Raw genomic sequence first — 14,167 nt, forward strand, 5'->3', positions numbered from 1 at the left:
GCCCGTGAGGCCGTGTAACCCTGTGGGTGATCCGACGGGGAGGCGACGACCTATGCACGGCGCACGATCGGGGAACGAGGGAACAGCGGCGCGGCGGCCCGCACCGCCCGGCAAGGGCGAGAAGGTCGCCGACTGGGCGGACGGGCGGCTCGGGCTGTTCGCGCTGGCCAAGGCCAACATGCGCAAGGTCTTCCCGGACCACTGGTCCTTCATGCTGGGCGAGGTCTGCCTCTACAGCTTCCTGATCCTGATCCTCACGGGCGTCTACCTCACCCTGTTCTTCGACCCGAGCACCAACGAGGTCGTCTACAACGGCTCCTACGAGCCCCTCAACGGGGTCCTGATGACCCGGGCGTACGAGTCCACGATCGACATCAGCTTCGACGTGCGCGGCGGGCTGCTCATCCGGCAGATCCACCACTGGGCGGCGCTGGTCTTCGTCACCGGCATGCTGGTGCACATGATGCGGGTGTTCTTCACCGGCGCCTTCCGCAAGCCGCGCGAGCTGAACTGGGTGTTCGGCTGGACCCTGCTGATGCTCGGCATCATCACCGGCCTGACGGGCTACTCCCTCCCCGACGACCTGCTGTCCGGCACCGGCCTGCGGTTCGCGCACGGCGCGATCCTGTCGATCCCGATCGTGGGCACGTACGTGGCGTTCTTCCTGTTCGGCGGGGAGTTCCCCGGCGAGGACTTCATCGCTCGCCTCTACCCGATCCACATCCTGCTGCTGCCCGGCATCATGCTCGGCCTGGTGGTCGCCCATCTGATCCTGGTCTTCTACCACAAGCACACGCAGTACCCCGGCCCCGGCCGCGGCCAGAAGACGGTCGTCGGCATGCCCTTCCTCCCCGTGTACATGGCCAAGGCGGGCGGCTTCTTCTTCCTCGTCTTCGGCGTGCTGACGATCATGGGCGGCATCGCCAGCATCAACCCGGTGTGGGCCTTCGGGCCCTACCGCCCCGACCTGGTGACCACGGGCGCCCAACCCGACTGGTATCTCGGCTTCTCCGAGGGCCTGATCCGGGTGATGCCGGGATGGGAGCTCAACGCCTGGGGCCACACCCTGGAACTGGGCGTCTTCATCCCCTTCTCGCTCTTCCCGCTGATCCTGCTCGCGCTCGGCCTGTATCCCTTCGTCGAGGCGTGGATCACCGGCGACAAACGCGAACACCACATCCTCGACCGGCCGCGCAACATGCCCGTGCGCACCGGCCTCGGCGCGGCCTGGCTGAGCCTGTACGCGGTGCTGCTGATCGGCGGCGGCAACGACATCGTGGCCACCCATCTGCATCTGTCGATCAACGCCATCACGTGGTTCGTGCGGGTCTCCGTCTTCGTCGTGCCGGTCCTCACCTTCTACGTGACCAAGCGGATCTGTCTCGGGCTGCAGCGCCGGGACCGGGCCAACGTGCTGCACGGCATGGAGACGGGCACCATCAAGCGGCTCCCGCACGGTGCGTACGTCGAGGTCCACGAGCCTCTGTCGCAGGGGCAGCTGTTCACCCTCACCCAGCACGAGCAGGAGCCGCCGTACGAGATCGGACCGCTCGTCGACGCAGGCGGCGTCCGGCGCCGGGTCAGCCCGGTCCAGCGGGTACGGGCCCGGCTGGCGCGGGCGATGTTCGGGCCGACGACGCGGATCACCAAGCCGACGGTGGAGGAGTACCGCGAGGTCACCAGCGGCGATCACCACTGAGCACCTCGGCCCTGCACAGGTCCGGGCTGCCCCAGGCGGAGCGCAGCGCGCGGGCCTTGGTCAGCCACAGCGACAGGTCGTACTCCGCGGTGTAGCCGATCGCGCCGTGCAACTGCAGTGCGGTACGGGCGGCGGCGTACGCGGCCTCGCAGGCGGTGACCTTCGCGGCGGCGATGTCGGCGGGCGCCATGGTGAGCGCGGCGCCGAAGACCAGCGGCCGGGCGAACTCCAGGCCGATCTTCGCGTCGGCCAGCCGGTGCTTCACCGCCTGGAACGAGCCTATGGGGGCACCGAACTGGGTGCGCTGCTTGACGTAGCCGACGGTTCTGTCGAGCAGCGCGAGACCGACGCCGAGGGCTTGGGCGGCGGTGGCGAGACGGGCGTGGGCGAGGGCCAGTGGGGTGGGCGGATCCGGGCTGAGGAGTTCGCCGCCGGGGTCGGGGGGGTGAGGCGGCGGGCCGGGTCCAGGGAGGGGCGCACGGGGCCATGGCCGGGGGAGAAGTACAGGCCGTCGGGGGTGAGAGCGAGGCGCGTCGTGGCCACGTCGCCGTCCAGGGCATACGGCGCCGGCCACGCCAGCGTCGCCATGGCCTCGCCCGCCGCCAGGGCCGGCAGGAGCCGCTTGGCGGGGCCGGGGTCCGGCAGCCCGGCGAGCAGTGCCGCCGCCGTGACCGTCTCCACCAGCGGCCCGGGCACGGCGTGCCGACCCAACTCCACGAAGGCGAGGGCGAGTTCGACCGGCCGTGGGCCCAGCCCCTCGTACCCTTCCGGAACCGCGAGGGCGAAGACCCCTGCCCCGGCGATACGGGCCCACAGCGCCCGGCCGCCGGCATGCTCGCCGCGACTCCAGTCCCGTACGACCGACGGCGTGTCGGCTGCCGTGAGCATCGCGTCCAGCGAGCGGGCGAACGCACGCTGCTCGGGGTCGAGGAAAAACCTCATCAGCGCCGCCCCTTGGGCAGGCCCAGCAGCCGCTCGGCGATGATGTCGCGCTGGATTTCGTTCGTGCCGGCGTAGATGGGGCCGGCGAGGGAGAAGACGTAGCGCTCGGACCAGTCGGTGTCGGTCAGCTCGCCGTCGGGGCCCAGGAGGTCGAGTGCTGTTTCGTGCAGGGCGATGTCGTACTCCGACCAGAAGACCTTGTTCAGGCTGGACTGAGGGCCGATGGACTCGCCGTCGAGGAAACGGGAGGCCGCGGCGAAAGTGAAGAGCTGGTAGGCGCGGGCGCCGATCAGGGCGTCGGCCACGCCCTTCCTCGCGCTCTCGGGGCTGCCGCGGTCCTGCCAGAGGGCGTGGAGGCGGTCGGCGCTCGCCAGGAAACGGCCGGGGGAGCGCAGCATCAGCCCGCGTTCGTTGCCCGCCGCCGACATCGCGATGCGCCAGCCCTGGCCAGGCTCGCCGATCACGTCGTCGTCCGGCACGAACACCTCGTCCAGGAACAGTTCCGCGAAGGCGGGCTTGCCGTCGAGGCGGGCGATGGGGCGGACCGTGACGCCGGGGGCGCGCAGGTCGAACATCAGGTAGGTCAGGCCCTGGTGGGGCTTCGGCGCGTCCGGATCGGTGCGGAACAGGCCGAACGCGCGGTCGGCGAAGGCCGCGCGTGAGGACCACGTCTTCTGGCCGGTCAGCAGCCAGCCGCCCGCCGCGCGCGTGGCCCTCGACCTCAGGGACGCCAGGTCCGAGCCCGCCTCCGGCTCGGACCACGCCTGCGCCCAGATCACCTCGCCGGTGGCCATGGGAGGCAGGACACGGGCACGCTGCTCCTCGGTGCCGTGGTCGAAGAGGGTCGGGGCGAGGAGGCTGACGCCGTTCTGGCTGACGCGGCCCGGCGCGCCCGCCGCGTAGTACTCCTCCTCGAACAGCAGCCACCGCACGAGTGAGGCGTCCCGGCCGCTGTACGCCGTCGGCCAGTTCACCACCGACCAGCGGTCGGCGGCGAGTTCGGCCTCCCACGCCCGGTGCGCCGCGAAGCCCTCCTCGGTCTCCAGGGAGGGGAGCGGATCGGGCGGCACCTGCGCGCGCAGCCAGGCACGGGCCTCGGCGCGGAACGCCTCGTCGGCGCTCGAGTGGGTCAGATCCACCGTCACCCTCCCTCCCCCGGTGCCCTGCGGCTCTTCCCTAACAAGTGTTTGGTAGGTTAGCGTGCTGCCATGACAAACGTCGAGGCGCCGACGTACGTTCCCGGGCACGGACTGCTCCGCGGGCGCACGGCCGTCGTCACCGCGGCTGCCGGTGCTGGCATCGGCGGGGCGACCGCGCGCCGCTTCCTCGAAGAGGGCGCCCGCGTGCTGATCAGCGATGCGCACGCGCGACGCCTGAAGGAGTACGAGGCCGAGCTGGCACGGGAGTTCGAGGGGGCGGTGGCGTCGGCGGTGTGCGATGTCACCGACGAGACGCAGGTGCAGGCGCTGTTCGACACCGCCGTGGCCGCGCACGGCCGGCTCGACGTGGTCGTCAACAACGCGGGCCTCGGCGGGACTTCGCCGCTCGTCGACATGACCGACGAGCAGTGGTCGAAGGTCCTCGACGTGACCTTGAACGGCACCTTCAGATGCACCCGGGCCGCCCTCCGCCGGATGCGGGACACCGGCGGTGTGATCGTCAACAACGCCTCCGTCGTCGGCTGGCGCGCCCAGGCCGGACAGGCGCACTACGCGGCCGCGAAGGCGGGCGTGATGGCGCTGACCCGGTGCGCCGCGATCGAGGCCGCCGAACACGGGGTGCGGGTCAACGCGGTGGCGCCGAGCCTCGCCATGCACCCGCACCTGGCGAAGGTGACCACGCCCGAGCTGCTGGAGGAACTGACCGCGCGCGAGGCCTTCGGCCGGTACGCCGAGCCCTGGGAGGTGGCCAACGTGATCGTCTTCCTGGCCTCGGAGTACTCGTCGTACATGACGGGCGAGATCGTCTCCGTCAGCAGCCAGCACGCCTAGGACGACAATGGACCCGTGCCGAACAAGAAGAAGCCCCAGGTGACCGCCGCCGCAAAGCCCGCGGCCGCCGCCGCTCAGGCACGCCGCCGCGAACTTCTCGACACCGCCGCCGAGGTCTTCGCCGAGCAGGGCTACAACGCCACCACCGTACGCAAGATCGCCGACCACGCGGGCATGCTCGCGGGCAGCCTCTACTACCACTTCGACTCCAAGGAGTCGATGCTCGAAGAGATCCTGAGCTCGTTCCTCGACGAGCTGTGGAGCGGCTACGACGCCGTCCTGGAGGCCGAGCTCGGCCCACGCGAAACGCTGGAGGCGCTGGTCACCGAGTCGTTCCGGGAGATCGACCGGCACCGCGCCGCCGTCGCGATCTACCAGAAGGAGAACAGGCAACTGGTGGCGCAGGAGCGGTTCGCGTTCCTCGCCGATTCGCAGCGCAAGTTCGAGAAGGCGTGGCTGTCCACGCTGGAGCGCGGGGTCGTGGCCGGGGTGTTCCGGTCCGACCTGGACGTCCGGCTCACCTACCGGTTCGTGCGGGACACGGTGTGGGTCGCTGCGTCCTGGTACCGGCCCGGCGGACAGCACACCCCGGAGGAGATCGCCCGGCAGTACCTGTCGATGGTGCTGGACGGGATCGCCGTACGCACATAACCCACCGGTCCCATTGGGGAGTTGCCATGGCCGAGGCCTACATAGTCGAAGCGGTCCGTACGCCCGTGGGGCGGCGCAAAGGAGGGCTCAGCGCGGTCCACCCGGCCGACCTGGGCGCGCATGTGCTGAAGGAGCTGGTGGCGCGCGCGGGCGTGGACCCGGTGGCCGTCGAGGACGTGGTCTTCGGCTGCCTGGACACCGTCGGGCCACAGGCCGGGGACATCGCGCGGACCTGCTGGCTGGCCGCGGGGCTGCCCGAGGAGGTGCCGGGGGTGACCGTGGACCGGCAGTGCGGGTCCTCGCAGCAGGCCGTGCACTTCGCGGCGCAGGGCGTGCTGTCCGGCACCCAGGACCTGGTCGTCGCGGGCGGCGTGCAGAACATGTCGATGATCCCCATCGCCTTCGCCACCCGGCAGGCCGCCGAGCCGCTCGGGCTCACGGCGGGCCCCTTCGCGGGCAGCGAGGGCTGGCGGGCACGGTACGGGGAGAAGCCGGTCAACCAGTTCGCCGGCGCCGAGATGATCGCCGCCAAGTGGGGGATCAGCAGGCAGGACCAGGAGGAGTTCGCGCTGCGCTCGCACCGGCGGGCGCTGTGGGCGATCGACGAGGGGCGCTTCGAGCGGGAGGTCGCGCCCTACCGGGACGTCGCCGTCGACGAGGGGCCGCGCCGGGACACCTCCCTGGAGAAGATGGCCGGGCTGAAGCCCGTCATCGACGGCGGCACGATCACGGCCGCCTGTTCCTCGCAGGTCTCCGACGGCGCGGCGGCGATGCTGCTCGCCTCTGAGCGGGCGGTACGCGAGCACGGGCTCACGCCCCGGGCCCGCGTGCACCACCTCTCGGTGCGCGGCGAGGACCCGATCCGCATGCTCACCGCACCCATCCCCGCCACCGCCCACGCCCTGAAGAAGACCGGCCTGTCGATCGACGACATCGACCTCGTGGAGATCAACGAGGCCTTCGCGCCGGTCGTCCTGGCCTGGCTGAAGGAGACCGGCGCCGACCCCGACAAGGTCAACGTCAACGGCGGCGCGATCGCCCTCGGCCACCCCCTGGGCGCGACCGGCGTGAAGCTGATGACGACCCTCCTGCACGAACTGGAGCGCACGGGCGGCCGGTTCGGGCTTCAGACGATGTGCGAGGGCGGGGGACAGGCCAACGTGACGATCATCGAGCGGCTGTGACGTCAGCGGCCGAGTGAGAAGCCCAGCACCACGCCCGCGGACACCTCCACCATCCCCGGCGCGAGGTCGCCCGCGGAAGTACCGCCACCGCCGCCGTGCCCGCGGTACTGGCGGAACTCGTACGACTCGGAGTCCACGTCCTGGATGTGCACCACCGCCCCGAGGGACACGCCGGCGGCCTCCGTGTAGACCTCGGCCTTGCGCCGGGCGGCCGCCACCGCCCGGCGGCGCGCCTCGTCCCGCAGCGCGGGCTTGTCGTGTACGTCGAACTCGACGCCGTCGATGCTGCGGGCGCCGGCCTCCACCGCGTCCACGATGAGCTGCTGGAGGTCGTCCAGCGCCTCGGTCTCGACGACGTACTGGGCCTGGCAGAGGTAGCCGAGGAACTTCCGCGCGCCATTGGCATGGCCGTACTCCGAACTGAGCCTCAGTCGGGAGCCGGAGACCGAGGAGTCCGGTATCCCGTGCCGGCGCAGCACCTCGCGGAGCCTTGTCACAGCACTGCCGGCCTCGTGGAACGCCTGGCCGGGGGCGGGCTCCAGCACCTCCACCCCCAGCTTCACCCGCACCAGCTGCGGCTCCGCCCGCACACTGCCCGCGCCAAACACACTGAGCCCCCAGGGCTCCTTGATCGTCTCCGTCATGCGGGCATTGAAGCACCGCCCACCGAAAGTCCGCTCATGGTTTGCGCGGCCTGGGCCATGATCCGCTCCACCAGTTCCGCGCACGACGGCAGATCGTCGATCACTCCCGCGACCTGCCCGGACGCCATCACCCCCAGATCCGTACGGCCGTCCACCATGGCCGACTTGAGCAGCATCGGGGTGTTGGCGGCGAGCAGGACCTGGCTCCAGGTGAGGTCCTTGCCGTGCCGCAGGGAGAGGCCGTCGCGGACCAGTTGCCGCCAGGTCAGTCCGGACAGCCGCCTGAAGCCCGCCGCCCGCCGCAGGGCATGGACCAGCGCCCTCGTTCGTCCGGCGTTCTCCAACCCGGCCACCAGCTCCGTACGCAGCATCCGGTGGGGCAGGCCGTCGACCGCCGTGGTGACGGTGACGTCCCGGACCGTCGCCGCCAGATACCGCGCCTTCACCGCGTCCGGCACCGTCGAGTCCGAGGTCAGCAGGAACCGGGTGCCCATGGCGATGCCCGCCGCTCCGTAGGCCAGCGCGGCGACCAGGCCCCGGCCGTCGTGGAAACCGCCCGCCGCCACCACCGGTATGTCCACGGCGTCGACCACCTGCGGCAGCAGCACCGTCGTCGCCACCTCGCCGGTGTGCCCGCCGCCCTCCCCGCCCTGCACGATCACCGCGTCCGCGCCCCACGCCGCGACCTTCTCGGCATGCCGCCGGGCACCGATCGAGGGCACGACGACCACGCCCGCGTCCTTGAGTTCGGCGATCAGCTCACGCGACGGCGCGAGGGCGAACGAGGCGACGCGCACCCCCTCCTCGATCATGACGCCGACCCGGTCGCCGGCATCCGCGGCGTCCGCCCGCAGATTCACGCCGAACGGCGCGTCCGTACGGGACTTGACCTCGCGTATGGCCTCACGCAGCCGGTCGACGGTCATCGTCGCGGAGGCCAGGATGCCCAGCGCACCCGCGTTCGCCGTCGCCGAGACCAGGCGGGGGCCCGCCACCCAGCCCATCCCCGTCTGCACGATCGGGTGGCTGACGCCGACGAGCCGGGTCAGCGGTGTCTCCATCACTCACCGACCTCCCTGGCGCGGCTGTTCTCCGGGTCGATCACCTCGCGGATGAGCCGCAGCTCCTCGGCGGTGGGCTCGCGGGTCGCCGGTACGTCGTCCGGGACGGCCAGGTCGAAACCGGTGGCCTCCCTGACCTGCGCCGGCGTGACTCCCGGATGCAGCGAGGCCGGCCGCATCGAGCGGTCCGGCGTGGCGAAGTCGAAGACACCGAGGTCGGAGACGACACGGGGGATGCGGTGGTACCGGGCGTCGCCCGCGTGGTCGTAGCCGACTCCGCAGACCATGTCGACCTTCTCGACGAAGACCCGCCGCGAATGCCTGGGGACCCAGTAACTGGTCGGATTGTTGAGGGTGTTGACCGGCGCGCCGCGCACCCCCAGCAACTGCCGCTTCGGTTGCTCCCAGTCGCCGATGCACGAGATGTTCTGGTTGCCGAAGCGGTCGATCTGGCTCGCACCCATCATCACGTGCCGCCTGCCACTGCTGACCAGCGCCAGATGCTGCCGGTACGGCAGCCAGCCCTCGGTCGTGCCGTCCGGGCGGACGAGCATCGCCTCGCCGTCGGTCAGCAGCAGGTCGGGCGCGAAGGTCAGCCGGGCCAGCCGGGCCCCCACGGACGGGATGAGACCCATCGGGCTCGCCAGGATCTCACCGGCGTCGCGCCAGGCCTCGGCGCAGGCGATCACGCAGTACTCGGCGCGAGTGGCCCGGCCCACGACCCGACTCGTGGCCCCACGTCGACTCATGGCCCCACGTCGACTCATGTCGCCTCCTTGACCGCCGCCTGGTACCCCTGCTCGTCCCCGCCCAGGAAGCGTGCCGCGAACTCCGGCCAGGGGGTGCTCGCGTACGTCTTCTGGAAGGCCTCGTCCCGGCCGTAGTCGGGGGCGCAGGACGTGAAGTGCGCGCCGTTCGGGGCCTCGACCACGCCCGTCACCGTGTGCCGCTTGACCAGCAGCGACTGCGGTGCCGCCTCCTTCGTCAACTCGGCCGTGTCGACGACCCGTTCGCAGGAGACGTACGCCGTGTCCGCTGCCGCGCAGAACAGGTCGTCGAAGTACGGGTCGGGGCCCAGATACTGACCGTTGCCCTGCCGGTCGGCGCGGTTCACATGGACCAGGGCCGCGTCCAGCCGCAGGGCGGGCATGGCGACGAACGTCTCCCCGTCGTCGTACGGCGAGGTCACCGTCCGCAGGCCGGGGTTGACCCGCATCACGTCCGAACCGATCCCGGCCCGCACCGGCAGGAACGGCAGCCGGTTCGCCGCCGCGTGCAGCCCCCACATGAACATGGCCTCGTCGATCTCCGTCAGCTCGAAGGCGCCGCCCTCGCGTGCTGCCCGGTAGTGCGGTTCGAGGGGGATCGAGTCGAGGGTGACGAACGCCGCGACCAGCTTCCGCACCCGCCCGGCCGCGGCCAGCATGCCCACGTCCGGGCCGCCGTACGAGACGACGGTGAGGTCGGTGATGTCGGACCGGAGCAGGGCCCTGACCAGGGCCATCGGTTTGCGGCGCGAGCCCCAGCCGCCGATGCCGAGGGTCATGCCGCTCCGCAGCCTGGAGGCGACCTCGTCGGCCGTCATCGTCTTGTCGCTCACCTACGCACCCTTCTCTCCGAAGGTGTCACGGACCCGGTCGGCCACCCCGCTGAGGTTGGCCTCGAAGGTGAATCCCTGCTCGAAGCGGTAGCTGCGGTGCACGTCGACGGGGTCGATGCCGTTGATGGCGGCCTTGGCCAGGCGCAGCAGCTGTCCGTCCTTCGCGGCGATCTCGCCGGCCAGCTCCAGGGCGGCGGCGTGCAGTTCCGCGCGCGGTACGACCCGCCACACCGAGCCGTGCGCGTGCAGCTCGGCCGCGGTCGCCGTGCGCGAGGTGTAGTACAGCGCGCGCATGAGGTGCTGGGGGACCAGCCGGGCCAGATGTGTGGCCGCGCCCAGTGCTCCCCGGTCCAGTTCGGGCAGCCCGAAGGTGGCGTCCTCGCTCGCCACGATCGCGTCCGCGTTGCCCACCAGGCCGATGCCGCCGCCCAGGCAGAACCCGTGCACCGCCGCCACGACGGGCACCTCGCAGTCGTACACGGCGCCGAAGGCCTGCGCGCAGGCGTGGTTGGCGCCGATCAGCGCACGGTGCCCGTCCTGCTGTATCTCCTTGATGTCCACGCCCGCGTTGAACCCGCGCCCCTCGGCCGTGAGGACGACACATCGGATCTCCGGATCACGGCCGGCCGCCCGCACGGCGTCGGCCAGGGCGAACCAGCCGTCCACCGGCAGGGCGTTCACCGGTGGGAAGTCGACCGTGACGACGGCGATTCCATTCTGCTCCGCCCCCTTTTCCGGAGACGAGGTGGAGACACTCATGGCCGCATCAGCTACCTTTCCACCAAACGTTTGTTAGGTGAAGGGTAGCCGGGAATGGGGCTGAACGGGAAGGTCGTGGTCGTCACCGGCGGTACGCGCGGGGTCGGCGCCGGGATCGCGAAGACGTTCGTGGAGGCCGGTGCTGACGTCGTGGTCTGCGCGCGCCGACCACCCGAAGTCCCGCTCCCAGGAACCGAGTTCAGGCCGCTCGACCTCCGTGACCCGGAGGCCGTCCGGGCCTTCTTCGCGGCGCTGCCCCGCCTCGACGTCCTGGTCAACAACGCGGGTGGCACGCCGTACCGCCGGTTGACGGACGCGGACGCCGTCCGGCACGCGCGTGTGATCGAACTGAACCTCGTCGCGCCGCTCACGGCGTCCCTGGCGGCGTACGAGCACCTGAAGCGGGTGCGCGGCTCGGTGGTGATGATCGGCAGCGTCAGCGGCGGCCGTCCGTCGCCCGGGTCGGCCGCATACGGGGCGGCCAAGGCCGGACTGGAGAGCCTGGCCCGCTCGATGGCGGTGGAGTGGGCGCCGGAGGTGCGGGTCAACACGCTGGTCGTCGGCATGGTCCGCACGGAGCTGTCCCACCTCCACTACGGCGGCGAGGACGGCCTCGCCGGCGTCTCCCGCACGGTCCCGCTCGGCCGCCTCGCCGACCCGTCCGACGTCGGCGCGGCCGCCGCCTTCCTCGCCTCCGACGCCGCCGCCTACATCAGCGGCGCGAGCCTGCTCGTGCACGGCGGGGGTGAGCGGCCCGTGTTCCTGGATGCCGCGACGGTCAACAAGGAGGCATGACATGAGCCGGATGTGTGAAGGGCGGGTCGTCGTCGTGACGGGTGGGGGGCGCGGGCTCGGGCGCGCGCATGCGCTCGCGTTCGCGGCCGAGGGGGCGAGGGTCGTCGTCAACGACCTCGGTGTCGGCCTCAACGGCACCCCGGCCGCCGACAGCCCCGCCCGGCATGTGGTCGACGAGATCCGCGCGGCGGGCGGCGAGGCCGTTGCGCACGGGGGTGACGTGGCGACCAGTGCCGGGGCGGCATCGATGGTGGCGGCCGCGCTGGAGACGTACGGGCGGCTCGACACGCTCGTGAACAACGCCGGGTTCCTGCGTGACCGGATGCTGGTCAACCTCGACGAGGACGACTGGGACGCCGTCGTACGGGTCCACCTCAAGGGCCACTTCCTGCCCCTGAAGCACGCGGCCGCGCACTGGCGGGCGGAGGCGAAGGCGGGCCGTGCCCCTGTCGCGCGGGTCGTCAACACCAGCAGTGGGGCGGGGTTGTCGGGCTCGCTCGGGCAGGGCAACTACAGCGCCGCGAAGGCCGGAATCGTCGGGCTGACCCTGGTCGCGGCGGCCGAGTTCGCTCGCTACGGCGTCCAGGTCAACGCGATCGCCCCGGCGGCGCGCACGCGGATGACGGAGCGTGCCTTCGCCGAGACGATGACGGCTCCCGAGGCCGGCTTCGACGCCATGGCCCCGGAGAACGTCTCCCCGCTGGTCGTCTGGCTGGGTTCGGCCGCGAGTGACGGCGTGACGGGACGGGTCTTCGAGGTGGAGGGCGGGCGGATCACGGTGATGGAGGGATGGCGGGCGGGGCCGACGACGGACAAGGGGGCGCGGTGGACTCCGGAGGAGGCGGGGGAGGCGGCGGTGAAGCTGTTGGGGGAGGCGGGGGCGCCGGGGGCGGTGTACGGGGCGTGAGGTTTCCTCGCCCCCGCCGCCACCCCTGCCCCTGGCCTGCCAACCCCTACCCGTCCCGTACCTGGGGGCGTAACCGCTACGTGTCGCACTCCAACACCGTCCGGCACAACCCACACCGCGCCCGAACCCTCCCCTGCACCGGCACCCGAATCCGCTGCTGACACGTGGGACACGGGAACGACACCCGCAGCGGCCCCCGCCCGTCCGGCGTGAACGCATACGGCACCCCCGCTCCGGGCCCCGCCCCGTGATGGTCCTGGGCGTGCCGCCGATCGCGGGCGTAGCGGCGGCGTCCCGCCCACCCGGCCGCCGTCAGCGGAGGCTGCTGCTCGTCGCGGCGGGCCTCGGTCATGCCCTTCACATACGCCGTGTACGCCTGCGGACTCGTGAACCACACCGACGGATCCTCGGCGAAGACCAGCGCCCGCTTGGCGAGGACGTAACCGAACTCCTCCGGCGTCAGATACCCCAGCTTCTGCGAGGACGCCGAGTCCTCCCGGAACGCGTCCAGAAGCAGCCAGCCCGCGCCCAGATACGTCGTCGCCGTGTCCGTGAGGATCTCGTTGTCGCGCGTACCGGGGAAGGACAGCCCGAGGCGATGCAGGTACACGTGCATCACCTCATGGGCCAGCGCCGCGCCGATGTCCCGGCGATGGGTGCGGAAGCGGTCGTTCAGCTCGATGAAGTACTCGGGCCCGGCGGTGAGTTCGACGCTGGCCGCGTGCGTCATCTCCCGGAAGCTGACGATCGGACGGGCGTCCGGCAGGCGGTAGTGCCGCACCAGTTCGCGGGCCACCCGCTGCGCACCCAGATACAGATCGTCGGTGTCGCAGAACGCCACATCGGCCGGCAGCACACTGGTCCCGAACGTCTGGACGGTGTCGTAGGAAAGCCGCCTGTAGAGCGCCGTGATCGAGGCCCGCACCGTCTCCAGGTGCGGGAAGCCGTGCTGGACCGGTCCGCCGTTCGCCACGCCCTTACCCCCAAGACGCCTTGAACCCGACTCCACTCTACGGGGATGTGAGGGGATTTTCCCTGGTGGGGTTCCACGCCCGGGGCGTGAGATCCGTCCTTGCCAGGCATGCCACCTGATCTTCATACTGCGGGCCGCTCAACACGCCATGAAAGGACGTATGTTGACCCACAGCTCGCCGAAGAGAAGCGGCATAACCCTGGCGAAGAGGGCCGCGGCGGTGGCTGCCGTCGCGCTCGCGGTCGCCTCCCTCCAGCCCCTCAGCGCGCAGGCCGCGTCCACCCGCATTGTCGGTGGAACGCCCGCCGCGCAGAATGAGTTCCCGTTCATGGTCCATCTCTCGATGGGCTGCGGCGGGGCGCTCTACAAGAAGGACGTCGTCCTGACCGCGGCCCACTGCGTGCCCGGGTCCGGCAACAACACCCGCATCACCGTCACCGCGGGTGTCAACGACATCAACTCCGCCTCCGCGATCAAGGTCAAGTCGACCAAGGTCAAGGTGGCCCCGGGCTACGACGGCACCGGCAAGGACTGGGCGCTGATCAAGCTCGCCCGGCCCATCGACAAGCCGACGCTGAAGATCGCCACCACGGACCGCTACAACCGCGGCATGTTCACGATCGCCGGGTGGGGCGACACCAAGGAGGGAGCCAACACGGGCACGACCAAGCTCCGTAAGGCGAGCGTCCCCTTCGTCGCCGACCGCGTGTGCAAGCGCCACTACGGAAACCGGCTGGTGTCGAAGGAGGAACTGTGCGCCGGCTATCAGCGCGGCGCCGTCGACACCTGCCAGGGCGACTCCGGCGGCCCCATGTTCCGCAAGGACGACGCGGGCAAGTGGCTCCAGGTCGGCATCGTCAGCTGGGGCGACGGCTGCGCCCGCCCCGGTGTGCCCGGCATCTACACCGAGGTCAGCCACTTCGCGAAGGACATCGCCCGCGCGGCGGACGCGCTGTAGCAA

14 protein-coding genes and 1 pseudogene are annotated in these 14,167 nt (G+C 71.2%); 7 read left to right on the top strand and 8 right to left on the bottom strand.

Annotated features, from left to right (window positions below):
* Nucleotides 1–52 precede the first annotated feature (52 nt).
* Nucleotides 53–1,699, top strand: a complete 1,647-nt coding sequence (gene qcrB, locus OHO27_RS31855; protein ID WP_328428415.1) for a cytochrome bc1 complex cytochrome b subunit — start codon at nucleotides 53–55, stop codon at nucleotides 1,697–1,699.
* Here qcrB and OHO27_RS31860 read toward each other — a convergent pair.
* Both OHO27_RS31860 and OHO27_RS31865 read right to left on the bottom strand, forming a co-directional pair.
* Nucleotides 1,677–2,641: pseudogene (locus OHO27_RS31860) on the bottom strand (acyl-CoA dehydrogenase family protein). The gene qcrB and the pseudogene OHO27_RS31860 overlap by 23 nt on opposite strands.
* Entirely contained in the window at nucleotides 2,641–3,780 is a 1,140-nt protein-coding gene (locus OHO27_RS31865; protein WP_328428416.1) for an acyl-CoA dehydrogenase family protein, read from the bottom strand. The pseudogene OHO27_RS31860 and the gene OHO27_RS31865 overlap by 1 nt, the downstream one beginning before the upstream one ends.
* A gap of 69 nt (nucleotides 3,781–3,849) precedes the next feature.
* Here OHO27_RS31865 and OHO27_RS31870 point away from each other — a divergent pair, with 69 nt between their 5' ends.
* The 3 genes from OHO27_RS31870 to OHO27_RS31880 are packed head-to-tail and all read left to right on the top strand — an operon-like array spanning nucleotide 3,850 to nucleotide 6,467.
* Nucleotides 3,850–4,632, top strand: a complete 783-nt coding sequence (locus OHO27_RS31870) for an SDR family oxidoreductase (protein WP_328428417.1) — start codon at nucleotides 3,850–3,852, stop codon at nucleotides 4,630–4,632.
* 15 nt (nucleotides 4,633–4,647) lie between these two features.
* Nucleotides 4,648–5,283: a TetR/AcrR family transcriptional regulator gene (locus OHO27_RS31875; protein ID WP_328428418.1), complete on the top strand. Its 636-nt coding sequence runs from the start codon at nucleotides 4,648–4,650 to the stop codon at nucleotides 5,281–5,283.
* A gap of 26 nt (nucleotides 5,284–5,309) precedes the next feature.
* Complete coding sequence (locus tag OHO27_RS31880) at nucleotides 5,310–6,467, top strand: acetyl-CoA C-acetyltransferase (RefSeq protein ID WP_328428419.1); 1,158 nt, start codon at nucleotides 5,310–5,312, stop codon at nucleotides 6,465–6,467.
* Nucleotides 6,468–6,469: 2 nt separating this feature from the next.
* Here the strand turns inward: OHO27_RS31880 and OHO27_RS31885 are convergent, their stop codons facing one another.
* The 5 genes from OHO27_RS31885 to OHO27_RS31905 are packed head-to-tail and all read right to left on the bottom strand — an operon-like array spanning nucleotide 6,470 to nucleotide 10,531.
* Nucleotides 6,470–7,111 (bottom strand): SIMPL domain-containing protein, encoded by a 642-nt coding sequence (locus OHO27_RS31885; protein ID WP_328428420.1) that lies wholly within the window; start codon nucleotides 7,109–7,111, stop codon nucleotides 6,470–6,472.
* A complete protein-coding gene (locus tag OHO27_RS31890; protein ID WP_328428421.1) occupies nucleotides 7,108–8,172 on the bottom strand; it encodes an NAD(P)H-dependent flavin oxidoreductase in 1,065 nt (354 codons plus the stop codon). Before OHO27_RS31890 ends, OHO27_RS31885 begins: the two co-directional genes overlap by 4 nt.
* Nucleotides 8,172–8,921 carry a CoA-transferase subunit beta gene (locus tag OHO27_RS31895; RefSeq protein ID WP_328430614.1) on the bottom strand — a complete coding sequence of 250 codons (750 nt, stop codon included), beginning with the start codon at nucleotides 8,919–8,921 and terminating at the stop codon, nucleotides 8,172–8,174. Before OHO27_RS31895 ends, OHO27_RS31890 begins: the two co-directional genes overlap by 1 nt.
* A gap of 14 nt (nucleotides 8,922–8,935) precedes the next feature.
* Nucleotides 8,936–9,772, bottom strand: a complete 837-nt coding sequence (locus OHO27_RS31900; RefSeq protein WP_328428422.1) for a CoA transferase subunit A — start codon at nucleotides 9,770–9,772, stop codon at nucleotides 8,936–8,938.
* Nucleotides 9,773–10,531: an enoyl-CoA hydratase family protein gene (locus OHO27_RS31905; RefSeq protein WP_328428423.1), complete on the bottom strand. Its 759-nt coding sequence runs from the start codon at nucleotides 10,529–10,531 to the stop codon at nucleotides 9,773–9,775.
* Between the two features lie 54 nt (nucleotides 10,532–10,585).
* Between OHO27_RS31905 and OHO27_RS31910 the strand changes: the two genes are divergently transcribed.
* Nucleotides 10,586–11,326: an SDR family oxidoreductase gene (locus OHO27_RS31910; RefSeq protein WP_328428424.1), complete on the top strand. Its 741-nt coding sequence runs from the start codon at nucleotides 10,586–10,588 to the stop codon at nucleotides 11,324–11,326.
* Between the two features lies 1 nt (nucleotide 11,327).
* Complete coding sequence (locus OHO27_RS31915) at nucleotides 11,328–12,233, top strand: SDR family oxidoreductase (protein ID WP_328428425.1); 906 nt, start codon at nucleotides 11,328–11,330, stop codon at nucleotides 12,231–12,233.
* A 76-nt stretch (nucleotides 12,234–12,309) separates the two neighbouring features.
* On the opposite strand, the gene OHO27_RS31920 is transcribed toward OHO27_RS31915, so the two are convergent.
* Complete coding sequence (locus OHO27_RS31920) at nucleotides 12,310–13,206, bottom strand: hypothetical protein (protein ID WP_328428426.1); 897 nt, start codon at nucleotides 13,204–13,206, stop codon at nucleotides 12,310–12,312.
* A gap of 160 nt (nucleotides 13,207–13,366) precedes the next feature.
* Between OHO27_RS31920 and OHO27_RS31925 the strand changes: the two genes are divergently transcribed.
* Nucleotides 13,367–14,164 carry a S1 family peptidase gene (locus OHO27_RS31925; protein WP_328428427.1) on the top strand — a complete coding sequence of 266 codons (798 nt, stop codon included), beginning with the start codon at nucleotides 13,367–13,369 and terminating at the stop codon, nucleotides 14,162–14,164.
* Nucleotides 14,165–14,167: the final 3 nt, after the last annotated feature.

The organism is Streptomyces sp. NBC_00443 (genome assembly GCF_036014175.1).
GTDB lineage: Bacteria > Actinomycetota > Actinomycetes > Streptomycetales > Streptomycetaceae > Streptomyces.

What these genes read in the sequence shown, in the direction of transcription:
- OHO27_RS31885 (WP_328428420.1), bottom strand. Translation starts at nt 7,111, where the DNA reads ATGACGGAGACGATCAAGGAGCCCTGGGGGCTCAGTGTGTTTGGCGCG.
- qcrB (WP_328428415.1), top strand. Translation starts at nt 53, where the DNA reads ATGCACGGCGCACGATCGGGGAACGAGGGAACAGCGGCGCGGCGGCCC.
- OHO27_RS31895 (WP_328430614.1), bottom strand. Translation starts at nt 8,921, where the DNA reads ATGAGTCGACGTGGGGCCACGAGTCGGGTCGTGGGCCGGGCCACTCGC.
- OHO27_RS31925 (WP_328428427.1), top strand. Translation starts at nt 13,367, where the DNA reads ATGTTGACCCACAGCTCGCCGAAGAGAAGCGGCATAACCCTGGCGAAG.
- OHO27_RS31890 (WP_328428421.1), bottom strand. Translation starts at nt 8,172, where the DNA reads ATGGAGACACCGCTGACCCGGCTCGTCGGCGTCAGCCACCCGATCGTG.
- OHO27_RS31905 (WP_328428423.1), bottom strand. Translation starts at nt 10,531, where the DNA reads ATGAGTGTCTCCACCTCGTCTCCGGAAAAGGGGGCGGAGCAGAATGGA.
- OHO27_RS31915 (WP_328428425.1), top strand. Translation starts at nt 11,328, where the DNA reads ATGAGCCGGATGTGTGAAGGGCGGGTCGTCGTCGTGACGGGTGGGGGG.
- OHO27_RS31870 (WP_328428417.1), top strand. Translation starts at nt 3,850, where the DNA reads ATGACAAACGTCGAGGCGCCGACGTACGTTCCCGGGCACGGACTGCTC.
- OHO27_RS31910 (WP_328428424.1), top strand. Translation starts at nt 10,586, where the DNA reads ATGGGGCTGAACGGGAAGGTCGTGGTCGTCACCGGCGGTACGCGCGGG.
- OHO27_RS31880 (WP_328428419.1), top strand. Translation starts at nt 5,310, where the DNA reads ATGGCCGAGGCCTACATAGTCGAAGCGGTCCGTACGCCCGTGGGGCGG.